The 22323-nt window shown below is 48.6% G+C and carries 26 protein-coding genes; all 26 read left to right on the forward strand.

Annotation, left to right across the window (positions count from 1 at the left end; translation table 11 throughout):
* Positions 1 to 9 precede the first annotated feature (9 nt).
* The 26 genes from AC3WQT_RS07730 (at position 10) to fliP (ending at position 22307) form a co-directional block, all read left to right on the forward strand.
* On the forward strand, positions 10 to 297 hold the full coding sequence (locus AC3WQT_RS07730) for a hypothetical protein (RefSeq protein WP_492703292.1): 288 nt from the start codon (positions 10 to 12) through the stop codon (positions 295 to 297).
* Positions 298 to 571: 274 nt separating this feature from the next.
* Positions 572 to 1420, forward strand: a complete 849-nt coding sequence (locus tag AC3WQT_RS07735) for a transposase (protein WP_492703294.1) — start codon at positions 572 to 574, stop codon at positions 1418 to 1420.
* Between the two features lie 296 nt (positions 1421 to 1716).
* Entirely contained in the window at positions 1717 to 1983 is a 267-nt protein-coding gene (fliQ, locus tag AC3WQT_RS07740; RefSeq protein WP_186956848.1) for a flagellar biosynthesis protein FliQ, read from the forward strand.
* A 3-nt stretch (positions 1984 to 1986) separates the two neighbouring features.
* A complete protein-coding gene (locus AC3WQT_RS07745; protein ID WP_492703295.1) occupies positions 1987 to 2832 on the forward strand; it encodes a flagellar biosynthetic protein FliR in 846 nt (281 codons plus the stop codon).
* Entirely contained in the window at positions 2832 to 3938 is a 1107-nt protein-coding gene (locus AC3WQT_RS07750; protein ID WP_492703297.1) for an EscU/YscU/HrcU family type III secretion system export apparatus switch protein, read from the forward strand. Before AC3WQT_RS07745 ends, AC3WQT_RS07750 begins: the two co-directional genes overlap by 1 nt.
* Before the next feature lie 47 nt (positions 3939 to 3985).
* Positions 3986 to 6013, forward strand: a complete 2028-nt coding sequence (flhA, locus tag AC3WQT_RS07755) for a flagellar biosynthesis protein FlhA (protein WP_492703642.1) — start codon at positions 3986 to 3988, stop codon at positions 6011 to 6013.
* 48 nt (positions 6014 to 6061) lie between these two features.
* Entirely contained in the window at positions 6062 to 6808 is a 747-nt protein-coding gene (locus AC3WQT_RS07760) for a flagellar hook-basal body protein (protein WP_492703298.1), read from the forward strand.
* A 50-nt stretch (positions 6809 to 6858) separates the two neighbouring features.
* Positions 6859 to 7653, forward strand: a complete 795-nt coding sequence (gene flgG, locus AC3WQT_RS07765; RefSeq protein WP_492703299.1) for a flagellar basal-body rod protein FlgG — start codon at positions 6859 to 6861, stop codon at positions 7651 to 7653.
* Complete coding sequence (gene flgA / locus AC3WQT_RS07770; RefSeq protein WP_492703300.1) at positions 7654 to 8649, forward strand: flagellar basal body P-ring formation chaperone FlgA; 996 nt, start codon at positions 7654 to 7656, stop codon at positions 8647 to 8649.
* Between the two features lie 17 nt (positions 8650 to 8666).
* Positions 8667 to 9260: a flagellar basal body L-ring protein FlgH gene (locus AC3WQT_RS07775; RefSeq protein WP_492703301.1), complete on the forward strand. Its 594-nt coding sequence runs from the start codon at positions 8667 to 8669 to the stop codon at positions 9258 to 9260.
* 14 nt (positions 9261 to 9274) lie between these two features.
* A complete protein-coding gene (locus tag AC3WQT_RS07780) occupies positions 9275 to 10420 on the forward strand; it encodes a flagellar basal body P-ring protein FlgI (RefSeq protein WP_492703302.1) in 1146 nt (381 codons plus the stop codon).
* A gap of 19 nt (positions 10421 to 10439) precedes the next feature.
* Positions 10440 to 10823 carry a flagellar basal body rod protein FlgB gene (locus tag AC3WQT_RS07785; protein WP_492703303.1) on the forward strand — a complete coding sequence of 128 codons (384 nt, stop codon included), beginning with the start codon at positions 10440 to 10442 and terminating at the stop codon, positions 10821 to 10823.
* Between the two features lie 14 nt (positions 10824 to 10837).
* Positions 10838 to 11287: a flagellar basal body rod protein FlgC gene (gene flgC / locus AC3WQT_RS07790; RefSeq protein ID WP_492703304.1), complete on the forward strand. Its 450-nt coding sequence runs from the start codon at positions 10838 to 10840 to the stop codon at positions 11285 to 11287.
* The gene (gene fliE, locus AC3WQT_RS07795; RefSeq protein WP_492703305.1) at positions 11287 to 11589 is read left to right on the forward strand and encodes a flagellar hook-basal body complex protein FliE; all 303 of its coding nucleotides are present in this window, start codon (positions 11287 to 11289) and stop codon (positions 11587 to 11589) included. The genes flgC and fliE overlap by 1 nt, the downstream gene beginning before the upstream one ends.
* A 100-nt stretch (positions 11590 to 11689) precedes the next feature.
* On the forward strand, positions 11690 to 13168 hold the full coding sequence (fliF, locus tag AC3WQT_RS07800) for a flagellar basal-body MS-ring/collar protein FliF (RefSeq protein ID WP_492703306.1): 1479 nt from the start codon (positions 11690 to 11692) through the stop codon (positions 13166 to 13168).
* Between the two features lie 16 nt (positions 13169 to 13184).
* Positions 13185 to 13823, forward strand: a complete 639-nt coding sequence (locus AC3WQT_RS07805) for a hypothetical protein (protein WP_492703307.1) — start codon at positions 13185 to 13187, stop codon at positions 13821 to 13823.
* 2 nt (positions 13824 to 13825) lie between these two features.
* Positions 13826 to 14785, forward strand: a complete 960-nt coding sequence (locus AC3WQT_RS07810) for a FliH/SctL family protein (RefSeq protein ID WP_492703308.1) — start codon at positions 13826 to 13828, stop codon at positions 14783 to 14785.
* Positions 14782 to 16134 (forward strand): FliI/YscN family ATPase, encoded by a 1353-nt coding sequence (locus AC3WQT_RS07815; RefSeq protein WP_492703309.1) that lies wholly within the window; start codon positions 14782 to 14784, stop codon positions 16132 to 16134. The genes AC3WQT_RS07810 and AC3WQT_RS07815 overlap by 4 nt, the downstream gene beginning before the upstream one ends.
* 8 nt (positions 16135 to 16142) lie before the next feature.
* Positions 16143 to 16613 carry a hypothetical protein gene (locus AC3WQT_RS07820; RefSeq protein ID WP_492703310.1) on the forward strand — a complete coding sequence of 157 codons (471 nt, stop codon included), beginning with the start codon at positions 16143 to 16145 and terminating at the stop codon, positions 16611 to 16613.
* Positions 16610 to 17800 (forward strand): hypothetical protein, encoded by a 1191-nt coding sequence (locus AC3WQT_RS07825; RefSeq protein ID WP_492703312.1) that lies wholly within the window; start codon positions 16610 to 16612, stop codon positions 17798 to 17800. Before AC3WQT_RS07820 ends, AC3WQT_RS07825 begins: the two co-directional genes overlap by 4 nt.
* On the forward strand, positions 17782 to 18189 hold the full coding sequence (locus AC3WQT_RS07830) for a flagellar hook assembly protein FlgD (RefSeq protein WP_162060133.1): 408 nt from the start codon (positions 17782 to 17784) through the stop codon (positions 18187 to 18189). Before AC3WQT_RS07825 ends, AC3WQT_RS07830 begins: the two co-directional genes overlap by 19 nt.
* 63 nt (positions 18190 to 18252) lie before the next feature.
* Complete coding sequence (locus AC3WQT_RS07835) at positions 18253 to 19434, forward strand: flagellar hook protein FlgE (protein WP_492703313.1); 1182 nt, start codon at positions 18253 to 18255, stop codon at positions 19432 to 19434.
* A gap of 11 nt (positions 19435 to 19445) precedes the next feature.
* Complete coding sequence (locus AC3WQT_RS07840) at positions 19446 to 20306, forward strand: FliM/FliN family flagellar motor switch protein (protein WP_492703314.1); 861 nt, start codon at positions 19446 to 19448, stop codon at positions 20304 to 20306.
* Between the two features lie 92 nt (positions 20307 to 20398).
* Positions 20399 to 20782 carry a FliM/FliN family flagellar motor switch protein gene (locus tag AC3WQT_RS07845; RefSeq protein ID WP_492703315.1) on the forward strand — a complete coding sequence of 128 codons (384 nt, stop codon included), beginning with the start codon at positions 20399 to 20401 and terminating at the stop codon, positions 20780 to 20782.
* 21 nt (positions 20783 to 20803) lie between these two features.
* Positions 20804 to 21376 carry a flagellar biosynthetic protein FliO gene (locus AC3WQT_RS07850; RefSeq protein ID WP_492703316.1) on the forward strand — a complete coding sequence of 191 codons (573 nt, stop codon included), beginning with the start codon at positions 20804 to 20806 and terminating at the stop codon, positions 21374 to 21376.
* A 115-nt stretch (positions 21377 to 21491) separates the two neighbouring features.
* Positions 21492 to 22307, forward strand: a complete 816-nt coding sequence (gene fliP / locus AC3WQT_RS07855) for a flagellar type III secretion system pore protein FliP (protein ID WP_492703317.1) — start codon at positions 21492 to 21494, stop codon at positions 22305 to 22307.
* Positions 22308 to 22323 lie beyond the last annotated feature (16 nt).

The following is a 22323-nucleotide window of genomic DNA, read 5'->3' on the forward strand; positions in this document are numbered from 1 at the left end:
TGATTGAAAATGAATTCATGGATGTTTAGTGACCCCCCCAATTTGGCGGTGATTGCAAATAAGAAAATATTTAGTGGGGAAACATGGATTGCTTATGTTTCTCATGACGAGGATGATGGTGCATGGCAATTTCATGGACCTGAATCGCAGCCTTTGGAGAGTGATGTTGTGCTTGTAAGTTTAGAAAGTGTAGTTGAAAATGATCCGGCCATATCTGAATTATCTGATTTGCCATTAGGATGGCATGCATGGAGGGATTCAAAGGAAACTGCATGGCTACGCTCACGTATACGCTAAAACGGAAAAGCCGAAAAGCCGAAAAGCCGAAAAGCCGAAAAGCCGAAAAGCCGAAAAGCCGAAAAGCCGAAAAGCCGGGGTCACACATTACGACATTTCTGACCTGACCGCCGTGCCTGTAGATGTTTGAGACACGACGCCCAGCCAGACAAACTCAGTCAGCCTGCACGGTCTCACCCCGAGGCCGTGCAAAAGCTGCCAGCATCTCCGCCAGCAAAAAAAGGGTCAGGTCTTACATTCATACATTCCCTTGAAAATATGCTATGCTGAAAGCATGGTCAGACCACTAAGATTAGAGTTTGCAGGAGCTTTGTATCACGTCACTTCCCGTGGAGACAGGCGTGAGGACATCTATCTGGATGAAGTGGACAGGCAGGAGTGGGTGACGGTACTTGCAGAGGTAAGTGACCGCTTCAACTGGGTGGTGCATGCTTACTGCGAAATGACCAATCATTATCATCTTCTGGTAGAAACCATGGATGGCAATTTGTCCCGTGGCATGCGCCAGCTCAATGGCTTGTACACACAACGTTTTAATCGCCGCCACAAGCAAGTCGGGCATTTGTTCCAGGGCAGGTACAAAGCTGTCCTGGTGCAAAAAGAATCTCATCTATTGGAATTAACGCGCTACATTGTTCTTAATCCAGTGCGCGCAGGGATGGTGCATTTGCCAGAACAATGGCACTGGAGTAGCTATGATTTCTGCGTGCGTGACCAACATGCACCACCATGGCTGGATACCGACTGGTTGCTTGGGCAGTTTGGCGTTAAACGTGATCAGGCCAGAATCGCTTACGCAAAATTCGTACTCGACGGTGTGGGTCTAGCGTCACCCTTGCTGGCAACCCGACATCAATTGTTGCTGGGTGATGATGAGTTCGTCGAAAAATACCGACATCAATTACGTCCAGAAGATCTCAGAGATGTGTCTATCGCGCATCGCCGCGCAATTTCCTTGCCTTTGCATGATTACCAGGAAAAATTTACTGACCGCAATGAAGCAATGGCCCAGGCGTATCGGTCGGGCGCTTATTCCATGGCTGAAATCGCAGTGTTTTTCTCTGTTCACTACGTCACTGTCAGTAGGGCAGTGCGTGCATTTGAAGCAAAAACCCGGCCTTAGCCTTGGTGGGTGATTCACGTTTTCTTAATAGGATTCTTTAGAAGCGTACAAGATGTTGTTTGTTTGCAACTAATTTGATAAATTAATGAAATCGAATTTATTTCCATGAAAATTCCTTGCATTTAAGAAAATTCTTTGTGTTTTTTTATGGAAACGCAAGCAAAGTTGTGAAGAAATGTAACTACCTAATGTACAATAGATTGGATTATTTATTGGGACGTTGTAGATTAGCGGATGTAAGGCTGTAGAGAAGGAAGCAATTTCCTTCAAGTGCCGCTGATGTAAAGTCATTTGATATGCATTCAGACTTCGCTTTATCGCTCATGGCTGAGCTGTTTTGGACAGGCTTGCTAGTGTGCCTGCCGGTGCTTGGTCTGACCATGCTTGTTGGCTTGCTCATAAGTATATTCCAAGTGGTGACACAAATACAAGAGATGTCGCTCACTTTTATTCCAAAATTGTTGACAGCGACGATCACTCTGGTCGTGGCTGGACCATGGATGTTGCGCAAGTTAACGCAATTTGCGACCAAGCTGTGGACGAATATCCCTCAGATGTTTTGAGTCATGGCAGATTTGGGAAATTTTCTTGCTGACTTTATCGGCAGCACCGTGATGCTGAAGGCGTTTTTGCTTTCTGTTCGCATTGCTGCTTTGTTGTTGCTGACGCCTATTTTGTATGCGTCCACCCTGCCAGCAACTTACCGCACGATCCTGATTTTTAGCCTTAGTCTGGCGTTAGCTTTGGGTATTGCACCAGCCGGTTTGCTTGATGCTGCACCTGTAGAGACTGGTGCCGGGTTTATTATTCTGGCAGCAGCGCGTGAGCTGGCTTTGGGGGCAACGCTGGCGGTGGGTATTTTTATCAGCTTCGCTGCAATTTCTATTGCCGGGCGGGTGCTGGATATACAAATCGGTTTTGGCATGGCCCAGGTGTTTGATCCGCTGACCAGGACGCAATTGCCTATCTTGACGATGGCCTTTAACCAGGTCGCGGTGGTGTACTTTTTTTTGATTAATGGGCATCACACTTTGTTGAGAGCGGTGGCCTACAGCATAGAGCGCTTCCCGTTGGGCAAGGCTTGGTCGATAGAGGCAGTGTCGGTACCGGTATTAAAGCAGGTGGGTGGCTTGTTCAGCCTGGGTTTTGCACTGGCTGCGCCTATCGTATTTTGTGTATTGCTGGTGGAGTTGGCGTTGGGTGTGGTTGCACGTAATTTGCCGCAGATGAATATGTTTGTGATGGGCGTGCCTATCAAGATTGTCGTTGGTCTGGCTGCCTTGTCTTTTGGGTTTGTGTTGATGGGGAGCACCATCACGCGCATACAGGGCACTATTTTTCAGAGCTGGGGGGCGGTGTTTGCGGTGGCGGATGCCCGTGCGCTTGTGCCATCAGCAGGAAGGTTTACCTGATGTCTGAACAGGATTTTGACCGCTCTGAAAAAGCTACCCCCTACAAGCTGCAAAAAGCGAAAGAAAAAGGGCAGGTAGCAAAAAGCCCTGATGTGGTTTCTGTCGCGGTGTTTTTTGTGGTCGTGGTTTTTTTCTACTGGCGTGGCCTGGAGGGCATACGGGATTTATTCAAGCTGGACTTGAACCTGTTGTTGCAACTGGGGCAGGGAGATGCCGGTTCAATTAATTACTGGCGCATGTTGCGCACCGTGCTTTTGGATGGATTGTATTTATTGCTGCCGTTTTTTGTTGCCCTGATGTTGACTGCCATCATCAGCAACGTTGCGCAGACAGGTATGATTTTGTCGAACGAGCCGGTGACGCCTGACTTTAACCGCTTGAATCCGATGAACGGGATCAAGAAGTTTTTTTCAATGCGGTCATTGTTTGATCTTTTCAGGACTTGCTTCAAACTCATCTTGCTGAGTCTGGTAGCGTATCTGGCATTGAAGCAGATTGGGCCGCAGTTATTTCATACTGCCATGTTACCGCCGTTGGAAATGATCAAGAATATGCAGGTTGATCTGGTGTCGCTGGGTTTCAAGATGACCCTGGTGTTGGCTTTACTGGCATTTCTGGATTTGATGTTTGTGCATCGCGAGTTTGCAAAAAAAATGCGTATGAGCAAACGCGATGTGAAAGATGAGGCAAAAAACCGTGACGGTGATCCGCGCATCCGTTCGCGCTTGCGTGAGCTGCGTCGCGAAATGTTAAAGCGCAGCCTGGCTGCGGCGAAGACAAAAAATGCGGATGTGCTGATCACCAACCCAACGCACCTGGCGATTGCCTTGCGCTATGAGCATGGCAAGATGGAGTCGCCACAATTGCTGGCAAAAGGTGCAGGTTCTTTGGCACAAGCGATGAGAAAAATGGCCGTGCGCCACCATATACCGGTGGTGCAAAACAAGGCGCTGGCACGTCAGTTATTCCGTGAAGTGGATTTTGATCAGCATGTGCCCACGCACCTATATGCGGATGTGGCCAAGATCATGATTTGGGTATTTGCAATGAGAAAAAATAAAGAAGCCCTTGTTAAAGAAACCCTTGTAGCAGGGGAAGTGGTTTGAAGCAGTTAACGCAACTTTTAGGTAGACACAGCGATTTGGCACTGGTGATGCTGGTGCTGGGGGTTTTGGTCGTCTTGTTCGCGCCCATTCCTAGCCCTGTCCTGGATTTCTTGATACTGGCTAACTTCAGTTTTGCGTTTTTGATTTTGCTGTTGACGTTTTACATGGCGCGTCCGGTGGAGTTTTCTACTTTCCCGTCCCTGTTATTGATTGCGACTTTGTTCAGGCTGTCATTGAATGTGGCTGCAACGCGTTTGATTTTGTCGCATGGTGATGCAGGCAAGGTGATTGCTGCAATTGGTGCGTATGTGGTGGGTGGTAATTATGTCATTGGCCTGATCGTATTTTTGATCTTGATCGTTGTGCAGTATGTGGTGATTACCAGTGGTGCCCAGCGGGTGTCTGAAGTTGCCGCTCGTTTTACGCTGGACAGTATGCCAGGTCAGCAAATGAGTATTGATGCTGACCTGAACATGGGTTTTATTACCCAGGAAGAAGCACAAAAGAAACGCAAAAACCTGGAAAAAGAAGCAGGCTTTTATGGTGCCATGGATGGTGCCAGCAAGTTCGTCAAGGGTGATGCCATCGCCGGTATCATCATTTTGCTGATCAATATTATCGGCGGCTTGCTGATCGGTATCATGCAGCACGGCATACCATGGGCGCAGGCATTGCAGACTTATACTTTGCTGACGATAGGTGACGGTATCGTAACACAGGTGCCAGCACTGGTGATTGCGCTGGGCACGGGTATCATCGTGACCCGTTCGGCATCTGACGGGAATCTGAGTCAGGAAGTGTTCCAACAGATATTGTCTTTCCCAAAAACCCTGTTGCTGGTGTGCGTGGCATTGGGTGGCTTGCTGGTCTTGCCGGGCATACCGGCAGTACCAACACTGGGCTTGTTGAGCTTTGTGTTATGCGTGACTTATTTTTCATACAGAAGCAAAACGACGCGAGAGGCTGAAGGCAGCAAAGAGGGTAATGAAGATGACATTTTAGAAGGTGATAATGTCGCTGCCAAGGATGACCCTTACAGTATGTTGCCAGTCGAACCGATAGAAGTGCATGTGGGCAGCAACTGGATACCGCTAATTAATCAATCTGGTAGTTTGTTCATGGACCGGATTGCTGTCTTCCGCAAACAGCATGCGATGGATCTGGGCCTGGTATTGCCTAAGGTGCGCTTTAAGGATACCAAGAAGTTGCTGGCTGACCGCTATGAAATTTGTATTGATGGCGTGATCGTGGCCAAGGGTGAGGCAAGGCTGAATCAGTATCTGGCGATACATCCGACTGGCGACGTCAAGTCCATACAGGGTGAAGTCACCAAAGACCCTACCTATGGTTTGCCAGCATTGTGGATCGATGCCAGTCAGCGTGACAATGCCAGTGCCAACAAATACACACTGGTGGATGGTGAAACAGTATTCCTTACACATCTGACCGAAGTCTTGCGCAGGGAATCAGCTAATTTGCTGACCAGGAGCGAGACCGACCGTTTGCTGACACGTGTGCGCGAGAATCAATCCAGCCTGGTGGATGAGTTGATACCGACCATCATTTCCGTCAGTGATGTGCAGCGTGTATTGCAAAATCTGTTGAAAGAAAAAGTCTCCATCCGCCACATCGAGGCAATCCTGGAAACCCTGGCAGATGCAGGCAGAAGCAGCAAGGACACCAATTTTTTGACAGAAATGGTACGCCAGCGACTGGGTAATGCGATTTGCCAGGGCTTGATGGGTGAAGCGAATGCTTTGCAGGTGATGACGCTGGACCCTGTCATTGAAAGCCAGTTCATGCAGAATCTGCAGTCAGCACGCCAGGATGGCGGGCCGGTCAACCGGTCGTTCGTGCTGGAACCCAAACTGGCAGAACAGTTTATGAGCAAGCTGGTGCAGCAGGCTGATCGTATGATGAAAAGCAATATGCTGCCAGTTTTGTTATGTTCACCTGAGTTGCGGCGTCATATACGTGCGTTGAGTGAGCGTGTTGTGCCGCATTTGCGTGTGTTGTCGATGTCAGAGATTCCTCAGAACATAGAGTTGAAATCTTTTGGCGTTGTACAACTGTGATGGATGTCGTTCTGAGACAGCTCAATAGAAAAAAGAAAGATGATAGCGATGAATGGAATTATGGGTGTGGCCCTGCAAAGCATGCAAAACGATGCAGCACGCATGGAGCGTATCAGCATGAACATGGTCAATGCGCTGACGCCTGCTTACAAACGGGAAGTCATCATCGAGCACACCTTTGGTGATCTGGTGCAAACTGGCATGAATGTGGATCAACAGGCGAGCGCGCTGGAAGTGGTGACGGATCAGCGCCAGGGTACCTTCAAGGTCACCGGGCAGAATCTGGATTTTGCGATTAGCGGCAATGGGTATTTTGAAGTATCCACACCGCAAGGGCCTGCCTATACACGGCAAGGTAATTTCCGTATTGATGCGCAGGGCCGTATTGTCAATCAGCAGGGTTATCCTGTAATGGGAAAAAATGGCGAGATTGTTGTCCGCACATCCAAACCTGTGGTGGATGCTAGCGGCCTGTTTATTGAAGATGTCAATGCCGCGGCGGGCAATTTGCCTGCAACCTCTGCAGGACAGTTCAAGTTGATGGAATTTGAACATGCAAGTGATTTGATCAAGGTGGGCGATGGCATGCTGGCGGCAAGAGAAGGTGTCTGGGGCTCGCAAAGTAATGTGGCACAAATACACCAGGGACAATTGGAAAACGCCAATATCAATTCCATGCAAGAGATGGTGCAAGTGATGCAAACCATGCGCCATTTTGAGTCCATGCAAAGAATTGCCCAGGGCTATGATGAGATGCTGGGTTCTGCCGTCAGAAAACTTGGCGATGTCAGTTGATCGACATGGTTTTGCAAACGAAATGAATGATTTTCAAGCAAGGATAAAGAATGTTTGACGCACTATACATAGGCGCTACTGGCATGCAGGCGCAACAGACGAATGTTGATACGATTGCCAATAACCTTGCCAATGCCAATACCAACGGCTTTAAAAAGGGACGCGTCAGCTTCTCTGACATGATGGTGCCTGATACCAGACTGACGTCGCAATTCGGCGGTGCAGATAGCCTGGGTGCTTTGGCACAAAGCGGCAAGTTTGGTGCGGGTGTTGCCATTGCCAGCATGAGTAAATTGTTTGATGCAGGTGAGTTAAAGAAGTCTGATTCGGCATTTGATATCGCCATTCAGGGTGATGGTTTCATCTCTGTCATGATGCCAGACAATTCTATTGCCTATAGTCGTGGCGGCAGCCTGAAAGTCAACAAGGATGGCCAGCTTGCCTTGCAAAGCGGCCAGCCATTGAAACCAGGCATTACTATCCCTGACGGCGCAAAAAATTTGCAGATCAGTACAGACGGCAGAGTACAAGTCAGCTTCGCAGGGCAAACTGGTATGAATGATGTCGGCCAGCTTGAGCTAGTGCGGTTTGCCAGCCCCGGCCAATTGACCACTTTGGGTGAAAATCTGTACAAGACCAGTGAGTCGTCTGGTGAAGCCGTTGCCGGTGTGGCGGGTGAAAACGGTGTTGGCAGCATCATGCAGGGATATGTAGAAGCCTCCAACGTCAAGATGCTGGATGAAATGGTGAACCTGATGATCGCCCAGCGTGCTTATGAAGCCAATGTAAAAATCGTGCAAGCTTCAGACGAAATGCTGGGATTGGTAAACAATCTGCGTAAGTAAATGTTTGTTAATACTGCCAAGTTTGCATTGCAGATATTGTTTGCATGGTGTCTGATGGCTGGCGCTGCTGTCGCAAAGCCAGTGCAGTTGGAATTGCGCAGTGTTGTGCAGGTAAAGTCGGCCAGGCTGGTGTTGGCAGATGTGGTGAATGTAGATGCCGTCACGCAAAGAGAAGAAGTATCGTTGCTTGCCATGCCCATAGGGACCATGTCGTTGACAGCGGGCAATCTGGTCGTGCAGCGCAAGTCGCTGGAGAAGTGGGTAAGACAGCATACAGGCGCACGCAGCAGGAATATTCATTGGGCAGGTGCTGACGTGGTCAATATCATGTTGCAGACCCAGATCGTGGATGCGGCAAGGATGCGCAGCCATGCCAGGGCCGTACTTGAGGAGTGGATCAGCTTGAACGTTCGCGATGCAGGCAGCAGCAATATTGCGATCAGGGATTCGGGTGAATTGCAGGCGCTTGTGGCGCCAGCAGGTGAAGTGAGGGTGAGGATATCGCATTTATCTGAGCCATTAAGCTTGCGTAGAAAGTTAATAGTATTGCTAGATGTATTGATATCAGATCAAGTTGTCAAAAGTGTGCCAGTCTTGTTTGAGTTAAGTGGCAGCAGACAAGCCTTTATAGCCAGACATGATATTGCCAGGGGTGGCGCGGTTTCAGAAGCAGATGTGGAATTAAGGGAAGTAGACATCTTCACCGACGTGAATGAGCCGGTATCTCCTGTCGATTTTGCCAAAGCACCAGTCAGGGCAAAAACAGGCTTGCGTAAAGGTGCAATCTTAAGTCGCGCGAATATAGAAACCGTGCCTGATGTGGCGCGTGGTGATTTTGTTGTAATGCTGGCCCGCGATGGATTGGTCAGTATAGAAAGCCGGGTAGAAGCGATGCAGGATGGTTATGTGGGACAAATCATCAAGGTGCGCCCCGGTAATTCAAATGATCAAATCCCGGCGAAAATAATTGAGCCAGGAAAAGTGGAGTTGCGTTAATGAAATTGGAAACAAGAATGCAAAAGTGGATGGGCATGGTCAGCATGATCTTTATTGCTGCCTGTGGGGTGGGTACGTCTGCTGCACCTGCATTTGCCGATAGCTTGTACAAGGAATCAACTTACCGTGCGCTGACCTCAGACAACAAGGCTTATCGCTTGGGTGATGTGCTGACTGTACAGGTATTTGAGAATTCGACGGCATCGACCAGTGCTGATACCGGCACACGTAGGAAAGATGGCGTTTCTGCCGAGCTGAGCAAGAATGGCAGCAGCCTGAAGCAATTTGGTATCAATGTCGGTGGTGAATTTGATGGCGGCGGCAAGACACAGCGTAGCAGCAAACTGCTGGCGACACTCTCGGTGGCGGTGCGTGAAGTGTATTCCAACGGTGATCTTGGTGTGTCAGGCGAGCAGGCACTGATGGTGAATGATGAAGTGCAACGAGTGAGTCTGGAAGGCCGGGTACGCCCTCAGGATATCTCTGACCAGAACGTCGTGATCTCTACTCGTTTGTCAGACGCCAAAATCGTCTATGTGGGCGAGGGAGAAGTCACGGATAGGCAGCGCCGTAGCTGGTGGCGTCGATTGCTCGACGGAATGGGTTTGTAATGGGATTACGGAATATGATGTATTTGTTGCAGGCCGTCTTGTTGGCTGCTTTTGTTTTTGCACAGGATGCACAGGCAATCAACCAGACCAAGGCAACTGAAGTACGTGACTTGAAAGAAGTCAGGGTCAAGGATATTGGAAAGCTGCAAGGCTGGCGTGAAAACGCCCTGGTCGGGTATGGCATCGTGACTGGTCTGGCGGGGACTGGTGACTCTTCTTCCAACCGCACAACCAGACAAGTGCTGGCAAATGTGTATTCCCAGTTCAACCTGACGATACCGGTGGACCAGGTACAAAGCCGCAACGTCGCGGTGGTGATGGTCAGTGCCATGCTGCCCGCCTTTGCACGCGAAGGCGAGACGCTGGATGTCACCATTACTTCTGCAGGTGATGCCCGCAGTCTGGTGGGTGGCAGCCTCTTGAGTACCCCGCTGAAAGCACCGAATGGCCGCGTGTACGCATTGGCACAAGGTGCATTGTCAGTTGGTGGTTATCGCTATGACGCGAATGGCAACATCATCCAGAAAAATCATCCTACGGTTGGCTCAGTACCAAACGGGGCGATCGTTGAAGTGGGTGTCAGTTCACAAATGCTCAACAAAGACCAAAAGCTCACGTTTATGTTGAGTGAGCCTGACTACACTACAGCAAGCCGTGTGGCCAAGGCAATCAATGCAAAATATGGCCCTATCGCTGTGGCCAGCGATGCATCGGGCATACAGATACAGGTTGCAGACAATCAAAAAGACCAATTGGTGGATTTTATTGCTGACATCGAGAACGTTCTGGTGGAACCAGACCGCCGCGCGAAAGTGGTCATCAACGAACGTACTGGTGTCGTAGTGGCAGGCGGTGATGTGCAGATTTCACGAGTGTCGATTTCTCATGGCGATATCAAGATTTCAGTAGCCAGCCAGAATACTGCTTCACAGCCATTTGTGATTGGCCAGGCAAGTAGCGCAATACGTACTGCGATTGTGACGAATACCAAGCTGGACGTGGATGAAAAGAAAGAGTCTGCATTTTTATCCGAGGGTAATACCGTCGCTGATTTGGTGCGCTCACTGGTACGCATCAAGACCAATACGCGCGACATCATTTCCATACTGAGGGCAGTCAAGGCCGCTGGTGCCTTGCATGCAGAACTGATTATTCAATAATTTTATAAGCCCATTATTTATGATTCACAATCTCCAATCAGTGACAACAGCGACAGTTGGTCTGGCGCTGGATGCTGCAACGCTCAGGCATCAGGCAATTGCCAATAATATTGCGAATGTCAATACAGAAGGCTATGTCCCTGTGCAAATCAATTTCGCCAGCTACATGGAACAACTGGAACAGCTTTCCGCACCAACCCTGGGTAAAGGCAGCCAGAAACACAGCATAGGCCAGCTGGAATTAGAGCCGGTATTTGATGTGAACGGCAATCCTGCAAAAGTATCGCTGGATACTGAAGTGGCCGCCATGGCGCATAACACAGTGCAATACCAGGCTTTGATCAAGGCCTTGAACCGTCACTATGCAATTATGTCCAGCGCTGTCACAGACGGCAAAAAATAATTAAGGATCTATAAATGGATTATCGACAATCATTCGGTATCAGTGCAGTTGGCATGTCTTTTGAGCGTGCCAGGGTCGACGTGGCTGCCATGAACCTTGCCAATGCCAATACAGTGCGGGAAGCAGATGGCACAGGTTACCAGCCACTGCGCGTGATCGCCAGAAGTGCCGCGCCAAACACTAGTTTTTCAGACATGATTGGTGAAACCGGTTTGTTCACGATAGGCAATGCCGGTAGAAGCTTTTCTATCGAAGGCGTTGATAAACCAGCGCGCATGGTGCACGAACCTGGTCACCCCTATGCAGATACCAAGGGTTTTGTGGCCTATCCTGCCGTTGATTCAGCAACCGAGATGGTCACCATGATGAGTGCCATGCGAGCTTATGAAGCCAACGTCGCGGCGATGAATACAGCAAGAAACCTGGCGCTCAAAGCGCTGGAAATCGGTGGAGGAAGTAACTGATGCAAGTCGCCAGCATTTCACAATTTATAGCGCCAAGCGCCATCGCCTCAATCGAGCAGCTTGCCAATGCAGCGGCGCCAGCACAAAGTTTTGGCAATATGGTGAGCCAGGGTTTGGCACAGGTCAATGAGCAGTTGCAAACCTCCCAGGCTGATTTACAAGCACTGGCAACCGGCGATGTGCAAAACCTGCATCAGGTCATGATACGCATGGAAGAAAGCCGTTTGTCATTTCAATTGATGTTGCAGGTCAGGAACCGCTTGCTGGAATCCTACCAGGACATCATGAAGATGCAGATATAGATTGATATTGCCTGATGTCGCTTGAGTCTAAAGTAGTGGCATTGAATTGAAAGACAGGATGCTTTCATGGCATCTTTTGTAATCGTGGTTGGAGTAGGTTGTGATTAAAAATTTTTGGAATACGCTAAGCAGTTCTGCCCGGGTTGGATTCGTAGGCGGGCTGTTGGCTATTTTTGTCATCACCGCGTGGTGCGCGGTATGGTTGCTGCGCACGGATTATCAGGTGCTTTTTTCTGACTTGAAGCCACAGGATAGTGCCGCCATGGTGGCAGAACTGGATCGCCTGAAAATCCCATACAAGATAGGTGAGGGCGGCAATGCTATTCTGGTTGACAAAGAAATCGTACACACAACACGCCTCAAACTGATGGGAAAAGAAATTCCCCTGAATGGTGCTGTTGGTTTTGAGTTGTTCAATGCCAGCGATTTTGGCATGACTGAGTTTGCGCAAAAGATTAATTTTCAGCGCGCCTTGCAAGGTGAAATTACCCGTACTATTTCTTCACTGGATGAAGTCAAGGACGTGCGCGTCCATCTTGCCTTGCCTGAAGAAGCATTGTTCAAACGCAGCAATAATAAACCCAAGGCAGCGATTACTATCGCTTTAAAGCCCGGCAAGAAACTGAGGCAGGAACAAATTACTGGCATACAAAGACTGGTGGCTGCGGCTGTACCAGGCATACAAATTCAGGATGTCACGATCGTTGATCGTCAGGGTGTTGCTTTGACGCGCAATAATGCCGTTCCAGGCGAAGTAGAGTTAAGTACAGGAAATCTCGATCTTAAAAAAGATACCGAGACTTTATTGGCACATAAAGTCAATGAAGTACTTGAACATAGCTTTGGTGCAGGCCAGGCAATGGCAAGTGTTGATGTGGTGCTGAACATGGATCAGGTGCGCGTTACGACTGAAAACGTGATTGCTGCGCCTGCAACTGCAGGACAGACACCGACTGGCATCATTATCCGCGAAAAAGAGACAGTGAAAGAATCAGGTGCGCCTGCGGACGTGTCGCAACCACAGAATGCCCGGGGTGCCAGTTCACAAAGAGAAACTGAGTATCAGGTTGGCCGTAAAGTTGAGCAGGTGGTTGGACAGCCAGGTTCTATACAAAAAATCAATGTGGTGGCCGTCGTACGCAAGTCCCTGGATGAAGCAGAGACTGAAAAAGTGAAGGCCCTGGTTGCTGCCGCAGTTGGTGTGGTTGCAGAGCGCGGTGACACTGTGGTTGTGCAAAGCCTGCGTGCTTTGCCCGGTCAGGATGTCAAATTAACAGATGCATTTGCCAATACAACTGAGCAAGCTGCTACTACCAAAGCAGATGTAGCACCGAAAGATGCGAGACAGCTGGCAGCAGAACTTGACACCTTCAAGATCATTACCAGCTTGTTGGCTATACTCGCTGTGATTGTATTGATCATGTATCTGGTGCAATTGTCTGCCAGAAATAAAGGCAATGCCACCGCCATGAACAGTCAGCAACGCGAACATGCCTTGAAACAGATTCAAGACTGGATGCGCCAGTCTGAAGCCAATGCTTCCGCAGAATCTGTTGCTGATATTAAGCAGCGCAGTTAAGTTTTTCATAGAGAATATGATGCAAATTTCTGAAAATACCCGGCGCTCTGCCTTATTGCTGCACTCCATGAGTGAAGCTGACAAGCAATGGGTACTGGGCAATCTGGATGGTAGAGATACCCAGATACTGAATCAATTGCTGAGTGAATTGAACGAATTAGGCTTGCCAGCAGACCAGGAACTGCTGTCTGACCTCAATAACATGGACAAAACTGTACGTGTATCTTCAATGAAGATGACATGGCCGGCAAATGTAGCTGATCTAAGTGTGGATCAACAAATAGCCTGTCTTGATAGTGCTGATTACCGCGATATTTTCCGGGTGCTAGCGGATGAGTCGGCTGAGTTGCTGGCTTATTTCTTGCAAATTTGCCGTTGGACCTGGGAAAAAGAATTTCTCGCATGTTTTGATGCCAGCATGGCGCGCCGAATTCAAGAGGCAAGGGCTGCCATCAAAGAGCCCTATTTGTCAGAACCAGATACACGTGCAAAAAAATTGCAACAGGCTTTGATTGCAGAAATTATCCAGCAAGTTCCTGCTCCCCGTGCTGCTACCTCACAAGCTGACACAGTAGAAAATGGTGGCATGTTTTCGCATTTGTTGCGCCGCCTGGGTTTTGGCAGCAAAACCACTTTCATGCGTAAGGAATACTGAGTATGAAGGGGCAACCGACAATTAAAAAGAATATGCAGGTTCTGCGTGATGTGCTGGTGCACAATCATGTACATACTTTGCACAGGCCTGGCAAAGCAGTAGAGAAGAATTTTGCTGTAAAAAATAAAATCGAGAGTGATATTCGACCACTTGATAGCAAACCTGCGCCCTTGAATTTTAGTTTGCCAGCAACGCAAAACAAATTGCCGCTCGTTGACCGCTACGAAGAGGGATATCTGGCAGGTAAAATCGAAGGCCACGCGCTGGCCGTGCGCGAAGTCGAGCAAAAATTACAGGCAGAACTGGATGTCAAGCGCGAGCAGTTGTTTCAGGAGGCATACAAGCTAGGCCAACAACAAGGATTTGCCAATGGACAAAAAGAAGGTCTGACATTAGCGCAAAACGACGCTGCCGAATTGAAAGAAAACTTGCATCAGCATCTGGCGCAGTTCGAACAAATTCTTGCCAGCTTGCCAGCGCAACTCGATAATTACATGCGGGATGCGGAAGATGAGCTGGTGACATTGTCTTTTGCTGCCGTCACCAAAATTTTGGGTGAGTCCCTGAGTTCTGAAACGGCTATCCGCGAGTTGATCAACTCCCTGGTCAAGCAGCATTTAACAGATACAGAATTTGCCGTCCATCTGCATCCAGATGACTATGCGTTGATGGTTGCCACAAACTCCGGCCCCACAGTTGGTGCTGCATCTGCTGTGGGAAAAATAACCGGCCCTTATCAGTTCCGCTGGGTGTCAGATGCCAATATCAAATTGGGTGGCTTGATTATACGGTCCAGTGAACAAAGCCTGGATGCAAGACTGGATTTCCAGATAGAGGTCTTGAAGCAAGGTCTGCTGCAAGCCAGAAACCTGCGCAAAAACAAGCTGCAGCATGAGCATGCACAAACTCGGGTAGTTGAGGCAACTGCCAGCGATCAGACTGCAACGACAGGCGCAGCGTGATCAGACTCAACGAATACCACGCGCAATTGAATAAATCCGTTTTCATCAAACGGATAGGGCAAGTGCGTCAATTTAGTGGTTTGTCGATCGAGGTAACTGGCTTGAATGCGACAGTGGGAGAGCTGTGCTCTATCTATCCCAAGCGTGGTGAATATCAGGGCAATGAAGCTGCTGAGCCCATCATTGCCGAGGTGATCGGTATAGGTGCTGGTTACCTGACCTTGATGCCCTATGGATCGGTACAAGGGCTGGCGGCAGGTTGCGAAGTCGTAGCCGATGGTGCCTATGCAGAGATCGGTGTCGGTCAAGAATTGCTGGGTCGTGTTATCGATGGTTTTGGGCAGGCTCTGGATGGCTTGCCACAAGTGCGGACGCAATTGAAAAAGCCTTTAAAAGCGGCACCTATCAATCCCATGCAAAGGCCAAGGATAGAAAAAGTTCTGGAAACCGGCATACGCTGCATTGACTCCTTGCTGACGATAGGCAAGGGGCAAAGGGTCGGAATTTTCGCCGGCAGCGGTGTCGGTAAAAGCACACTGCTGGGTATGGTTGCCCGTCATGTCAAGGCGGACGTCAATGTTATTGCCTTGATCGGTGAGCGTGGCAGGGAAGTACGGGAATTCATCGACAAGCAACTGGGGGATGAAGGAATGAAGCGCTCGGTAGTGGTGGTGGCGACTTCCGACCAGCCAGCTTTGGCGCGTATCCGCGCAGCTTATGCTGCCTTGGCAATTGCCGAGTATTTCCGGGATCAGGGCCTGCAGGTTTTACTGACTATGGATTCGGTCACCCGTTTTGCCATGGCCAGGCGTGAAGTCGGTTTGTCAGCGGGTGAACCACCAACAGCGCGAGGTTATACCCCTTCTGTTTTTGCAGAATTGCCCGAGCTATGTGAACGCTGCGGTACTGCAGATAGCGGTGGTGCAATTACAGCACTGATGACTGTGTTGGTGGAGGGTGATGATCTGAATGAGCCTATCTCAGACAGCCTGCGTTCGATACTTGACGGCCATATCGTATTGGCGCGGCAACTGGCACATAAGGGGCAGTACCCGGCAATTGATATTTTGAAGAGTGTCAGCCGGGTGATGCCGGATATTGTCAGCCAGGAACAAAAAATGCTGGCGATTGAAACCGTTAAACAAATGGCCGTACTGGAACGCAACCGTCAAATGGTGGACATAGGTGCATATCAAGCAGGCAGCAACCCGGCATTGGATCAAGCCTTGCAGATTGAAACCCAGTTGTTAAATTGGCTGAAGCAGGATGAAGGTGGATTCCTGCGCGATCAGGCAATACAGAATCTGGGTAATATTGTAGGCAGGCAAGCGGCAAGAGGCCGCGTATGAGTTCCAGCGTGGATTTGCGTGGCTTTACCTATCAGTTGGATCCTGTCCAGAAACAGACGCAATGGAAGCTGGATATACTCGAGATTGATCTGGCCCGTGTGCAACACGAAATGCAGCAATGCGAACAATTGATAGAGCAACTGAAACTGCGTGAACAAGAGCAGGCACAATTGGCGCGTACATCATGGCATAGCCATATGAATGTTTCGGTGCACCAATCTGCCTTGGAATTTTTATTGACACTCAAAGCCGAGATGTTGATCAAGCAGGAAGAACTGATTGGCTTGCAAAATAAATGCAGTTTAATCCGGCAGGAATGCATTAACTTGCAACAAAAAATGGAATTATTTGATTCGCATCGCCAAGAATGTTTAGACGAATATATCCTTGAGCAATTGCATCAGCAAAATGCAGAAATCGACCGGGATTGGAATGCCAGAGGTATGTGGAGAGCAAAGAAAAGAGAGGCAAACGTATGAGCGTGACGACATCTTTGAGCTTGAATCAGGATTTGCCCGCCAAAAACCTGCGCCTGCGCACGGACAATAGTGGCGCGCCGGATATGGCGAAGCAGCAAGCCTGGTTAAAGGCGATGGAACAGTCGCAAATGCAAGAGTGGCTGAGGCAAGGCCTGACTGCCAGAGGTGGTCACGACACGCCCGTAGCTGAGGGCACATCTAATGCGCGTGAGCTAAGTCAAGCGCATCGTCATGGCAATGCTGAGAAAACTGCTGACCGTGAAACAGAAAATGATACGCCAGCGGATTCCCGGTCAAATCGAACCGACAAGCAAGCGGTACCTACGAAAGTAGCTCAAGAAAGAGATCTTGGCACTCGGGATGTAAAAGCAAGCGAGATTTTGACGGCTACAAGTTCAGTTCAGCGAAGTTCTGCTGACTCAATGGCGGCTGAGTTGAAAAATGAAAGCTTCCAGCTAAAGCAGCAGACATCTGCAGCGGGCATGAGAGCATTTGCTGCGGATAGTTTGACCTCTTCGAGTGCCTTGGTGCAGTCATCTCTTGCCAATGGAAGCGTCATGCCATTAGTAGAGGAGTTTGCTCAGAACGAACATGCTGTGCAAACCATTAAAATGGTGTTACAAGGCATGACAGGCATTGAAGCGAGAATCGTTTCTGCAGAATCACTGAATCAAACAACTGAGATGGACAGACAGGCAAGTCAGGCAGTAAGCAAATTGGCCGCTAGTTTGTCTATAGAGTTAACCGATACGGCTGTACTGGAAAAGAGCGAGATCAAAGAGGCGCCTTCAAGCGCTGAAGTGGCGGATAAAGCAGAATCTCTCCCTGAAGAGCATCAGACTATCCGTTTCCATGCAGAATGGAGTGAAGAAGGTTTGCGCCTGTGGTTGGGTATAGACAGCAACGCCAACGTTGATAAAGCACAACTCGCAAAGCAATTGCATGACTGGGTTGCCAAACAGAATGTGCAATTGTTAGCTCTGATATGGAATGGTGAACAATTACCCAAGAATGTGATTGCGCAGTTGCTGAAAGACGGTGGCAAACCATCAACATTGGCTCTCACCAATACCAAGGCTGGTGACGTTGCAAATGGACCAACTGTTGTAGATGCGCATTATTTTTTAAATTCTTATTTACAAGCAAAGTTACAAGCAAAGGAGATGCAATGGCCATCAGTTCAGTAGGTAGTGCATCATCTGCTACCAATAACCTGCAAGCGAATAATCTGGGTATTCAGGATTTCTTGAAGATTTTGCTGACTCAGCTTAACTATCAAGACCCAATGAAACCCATGGACAATCAACAGTTCATGGCGCAAATGGCGCAGTTCACCACGTTGCAGCAGACCCAGCAATTGAATACGAATATTGAACACCTGATCAATAACCAGGCGTCTTTGCAATCGGTGGGTTTGATTGGGCGCACTGTGGATATTGCAACACAAACCGGGACTTTGACGGGCGTTGTCGCTGGATTGTCACTCAGCGGTGATTCACCGATGTTGACCTTGACTACCACGGGTGGATTGAAGATAGACAATATTGGCCTGGACCAAATCATTAACGTACGCTGATTGCTTGTGCTCTGAATACGTTTGGCGCGCTTAAAATATTTCGAAATTAAAGAAGGAAAAATTATGCTTGATTCTATCTACATTGGTATGAGTGGTTTGCAAGGTTACTCCCGCGGTCTGAAAGTGATTGCAAATAATACGGCCAACATCAACACGCCTGGATTTAAAAGCTCCAGCATACAGTTTGGCGATATGTTCTATGCCAATGGTGATCAGAGCGGCACTTCAAAAGGTACTTTCGGCTCTAGTGGCCACGGCCTTGTGACTGGTGGAACTACGCTGAACTTCAAGCAAGGAGAGCTCAGGCAAACTGGTAACACTCTAGACCTGGCAGTGGATGGTGAAGGCATGTTCACTCTGAAAGATGCCAACGGCAAGCTGCACTTCACACGTGCTGGTCAGTTTGAATTTAATTCCAGTGGCGTACTGGTCAACCGTCTTGACGGCAGCAAAGTCATGGGGCGTGATGCCAACGGCGCACTGGCAGAAATTACTGTCAACGGCACACGTTCTTCCAATTCCAAGGCAAGCACATCCGTTACTTTTAAAGGTAATGTTGACATCAACAGCACCACGGTCAGTGTCGGTTCTGTCAAGGTCATCGATAACGCTGGTGGCGAACATAATCTGACGATCAAGCTGACAAAAACAAGTACAGATAACTGGTCTGTTGACGTTTCTGAAAATGGCGTTTCAGTGGGCACTGGTGCTATCGTATTCTTGAATGGAAAAACCGTTCTTGCCAATTCAAAAGTCACGATCAACTACACACCGGCAGGGATGACCAGCATGCCATTAACGCTGGACTTCAGTACCGATGTAACCTCCTTTGCAACCAGCCCTAATCTGACAGCACTGGCATTCAATACGCAAGATGGCTTCTCTGCAGGCAATTTGACAGGTGCAAGTTTTGATGCAAATGGTGTGTTGGTCATGACTTATTCAAATGGCCAGACCAGCAAGGGCAATCGCCTTGCATTGAGCCGTTTTGATACTGTGGATGCTGTCCAGGCAGTAGGTGGCAATCAGTTCGATTCGACGGATCCTACTGCTTGGCATTCTGGCAGCGCTGGCGAAAACGGCTTTGGCAGCGTCAAATCAGGCGTTGTTGAAATTTCCAACGTTGATCTTTCACAAGAGTTCAGTGACCTCGTGATCATGCAACGCGGCTATCAAGCCTCATCGCAAATTATTACGACTGCGAATGAAATGTTGCAAGAACTGTTTGCAATGAAGGGTAAATAGTAGTGTCTGAAGTGAATGCTAAATCTCAGATCTTAACGCCTGGCGAACTGTACAAGATGCGTTGGTGGGCTGCCGGGCAGCTGGATTTGATTTGCAAAAAAATTGATGCGGTCAATGCTGACTGGAGCAAGGACTGGCTGGCGAATGGCGAAAACCATTCAGTCCAGGCCAAGCTCGCTTCAGAATCACCAAAAAATCAAGCGATGCTGGCTGGTTGGCGTCAGGTATCCGGGGCGGGTGCACAAATATTCTGGATGCAAATCCCTCCAAGACATCTTGAACATCTGCAAGATGCCATGTTCTCTGCAAGCGGGTCAGCAGCTATCTCTTCCAAGCCTAAGGGCGTTATTGGCAAGAGTGTGGCAAGCCAAGCCTGGGAAGAATATCTGGGCAAATTGAGTAACTTGCTGTCGCCCGCACAAGTCGATATGTCAGCCGGTGCGCCGCCAGAAAATCTGTTCAAGGCATGGTCAGGTGCTGTGCAACTGGAAATGCAATGGTGCGGCGTGAAGCTGGTGCTGGTGCTGAATCAAGCCTGTGTTGAGCAATTGCTGGGGCAAGATGTATTGGTAGAGGGCGAAAACAAGCGCAAGTTGTCACGTACCGCGCCGACCAGTAAGTTGCATTCGATCGCACAAGCTGTTCAGCAAAAAAAAGTACGTATTCGTGTCGAACTTAGCCCTTGCGACATTGAACTCGGTAATTTGCAGCAGATACAAGTGGGCGATGTGATTCCATTGCCGCATGGCCTTGAACAACCTTTACAAGTCAAATTTGCCAGCGGCGAAGCGCTTTGCCTGGCATTTCTAGGGACAAGGGCAAATAAAAAAGCGATAGAAGTTTTAGCTCCATCCCCTGCGATAAAGTCCTGACAGGGGTAAATTCGATGGCTGTGTAAAAAGCTATTGTTATTATTCCCAAGCTTGCTCTTGCTGTTTTGCAGTATTTAAGAAATGAATGAAATATGAACCAACATCCTGAAACCTCCGCATCCAGTTCCGGAACGCCAACGGCCGCACAAGATGCAGTTGAAATTCAAATGATCAAATTGCCGGAGCTTGAGGCACAAGACCAGGCTGCCACAAATAAGTCTGCGCCAGTAATGACGACAATCAATCCATTACATACAGTGAAGGCAAGGTTGCAGGTCTATGTCGGTGAGGTTGAAATGACCGTGGGTGAATTATTAGCCTTGAAGCAGCATCAGATCGTCACGCTAGGTACTGATGTAGAGCAGGCAATTGACCTGGTTCTGGAAGGGTATACCGTTGCCAAGGGAAATCTGGTCGCTGTTGACGGGCAATTCGCAATTCAGATTTCTGAATTACCTGTTCCCTTGAAAGCCTGACCTCAGTACCAGGCAATGATCGTGAACTCCTTTTTGAAATTTTCTCGTCAAGTTGGCGGCCTATGCGTCCTTAGCCTCTTGATGTTGTGTGTAAACGCGAAGTCGCAGACAGCAGCGGGGGGGAGCACGCCTGCTGTGCAAATTGCAGCTGCTGCGTCGATCGCATCAGCTTCGCCAGCTATATTGGCAAACTCTGCTTCACCAATGCAGTTGTCGGCGAATATCCCTGTGATCCGTGATAATGGCAAAGGTAAAACAGATGATATTTTATCTGCCTGGCTGATCACTGTGCTTGCCTTGATTCTCGCCTTCGCCTATGTCGTCATTAAATTTAAATCGGGTACATTTAATTTAGGTGGGCGACTTCCAGGGCTGGATAAGAAAAGCACCAATTCAGAATTGAAAATAAAGAAGCAACTCATGTTAACGGCAAAAACCAGTATCCATCTGATTAGCTGGAATGGTGACGAATTGCTCATCGCCTGTTCAGATAATCAGGTAACTGTACTCGACAAAAAGAAAATGGATTTGCCAACCATACCTGACGCTAATGCAGAGGCTGAATTTTCGCCTCAACAAAACGGACAGACATAATATGAGCAATAAAATGTCGATCCACCGCTTTTTACTTTGCTGCTGCCTGCAATTATTTTTCTGGTGCAGCTTTATATCTCCAGCGCACGCGCGAGATGCCGCTTTAGAAGGCTTTGTGACTCAAAGTACATCCGAAACGACGACTCCAGCAACAGAGCAAAACAAAGAAGAGATCAAGGAAAAGACTGAGGCTTTGCCAGCGGTTAAACCTGCTGCTACCAGCACGGTAAAAACTGTCACTGCCATCGCTTTGCCTGATGAGTCACTGTCGAACAAATTAAAACCGTCCATCCTCGCTGCTGGCGATACCAATCAGGCCCTGCGCGTGATTTTAGGTTTGACGGTATTGGCGGTCTTGCCTGCGATCCTGGTCTCTATGACAGCTTTTTTACGCATCATCATCGTGTTGTCGATGTTGCGTCACGCGATTGGGATGCAAGAAACACCTCCTAATTCTGCCATGATAGGCCTGGCTTTATTCATGACACTATTTACCATGGCACCGACTTTGCAGACCATTAATGATCAGGCTTTTCAGCCTTTCATGTCCGGCAAGATGAATGCAGAGGTGGCTTATGAAAAAACCAGCGTACCCATGCGCGAATTCATGGTCAGGCAAACGCGGGAGCAAGATTTGGCATTGATGGTGGAATTGTCAAAATCCAAGCCACCTGAAACCATGGACGATATCAGCAATTTGCAATTGATACCGGCATTCATGCTTTCAGAACTTCGAGCAGCTTTTCAAATTGGTTTCGTTATTTTTCTGCCTTTTTTATTGATAGACCTCGTAGTATCGAGCATCTTGATGGCGTTGGGCATGATGATGATGCCCCCCATCTCGATTGCTTTGCCTTTAAAGATACTCATGTTCGTATTAATAGATGGCTGGAGCCTGGTATTAAAAGCACTGGTTGGTTCTTTCCATTAACGTTCTAATCACGGCT

Source organism: Undibacterium sp. FW305-107 (assembly GCF_058788535.1).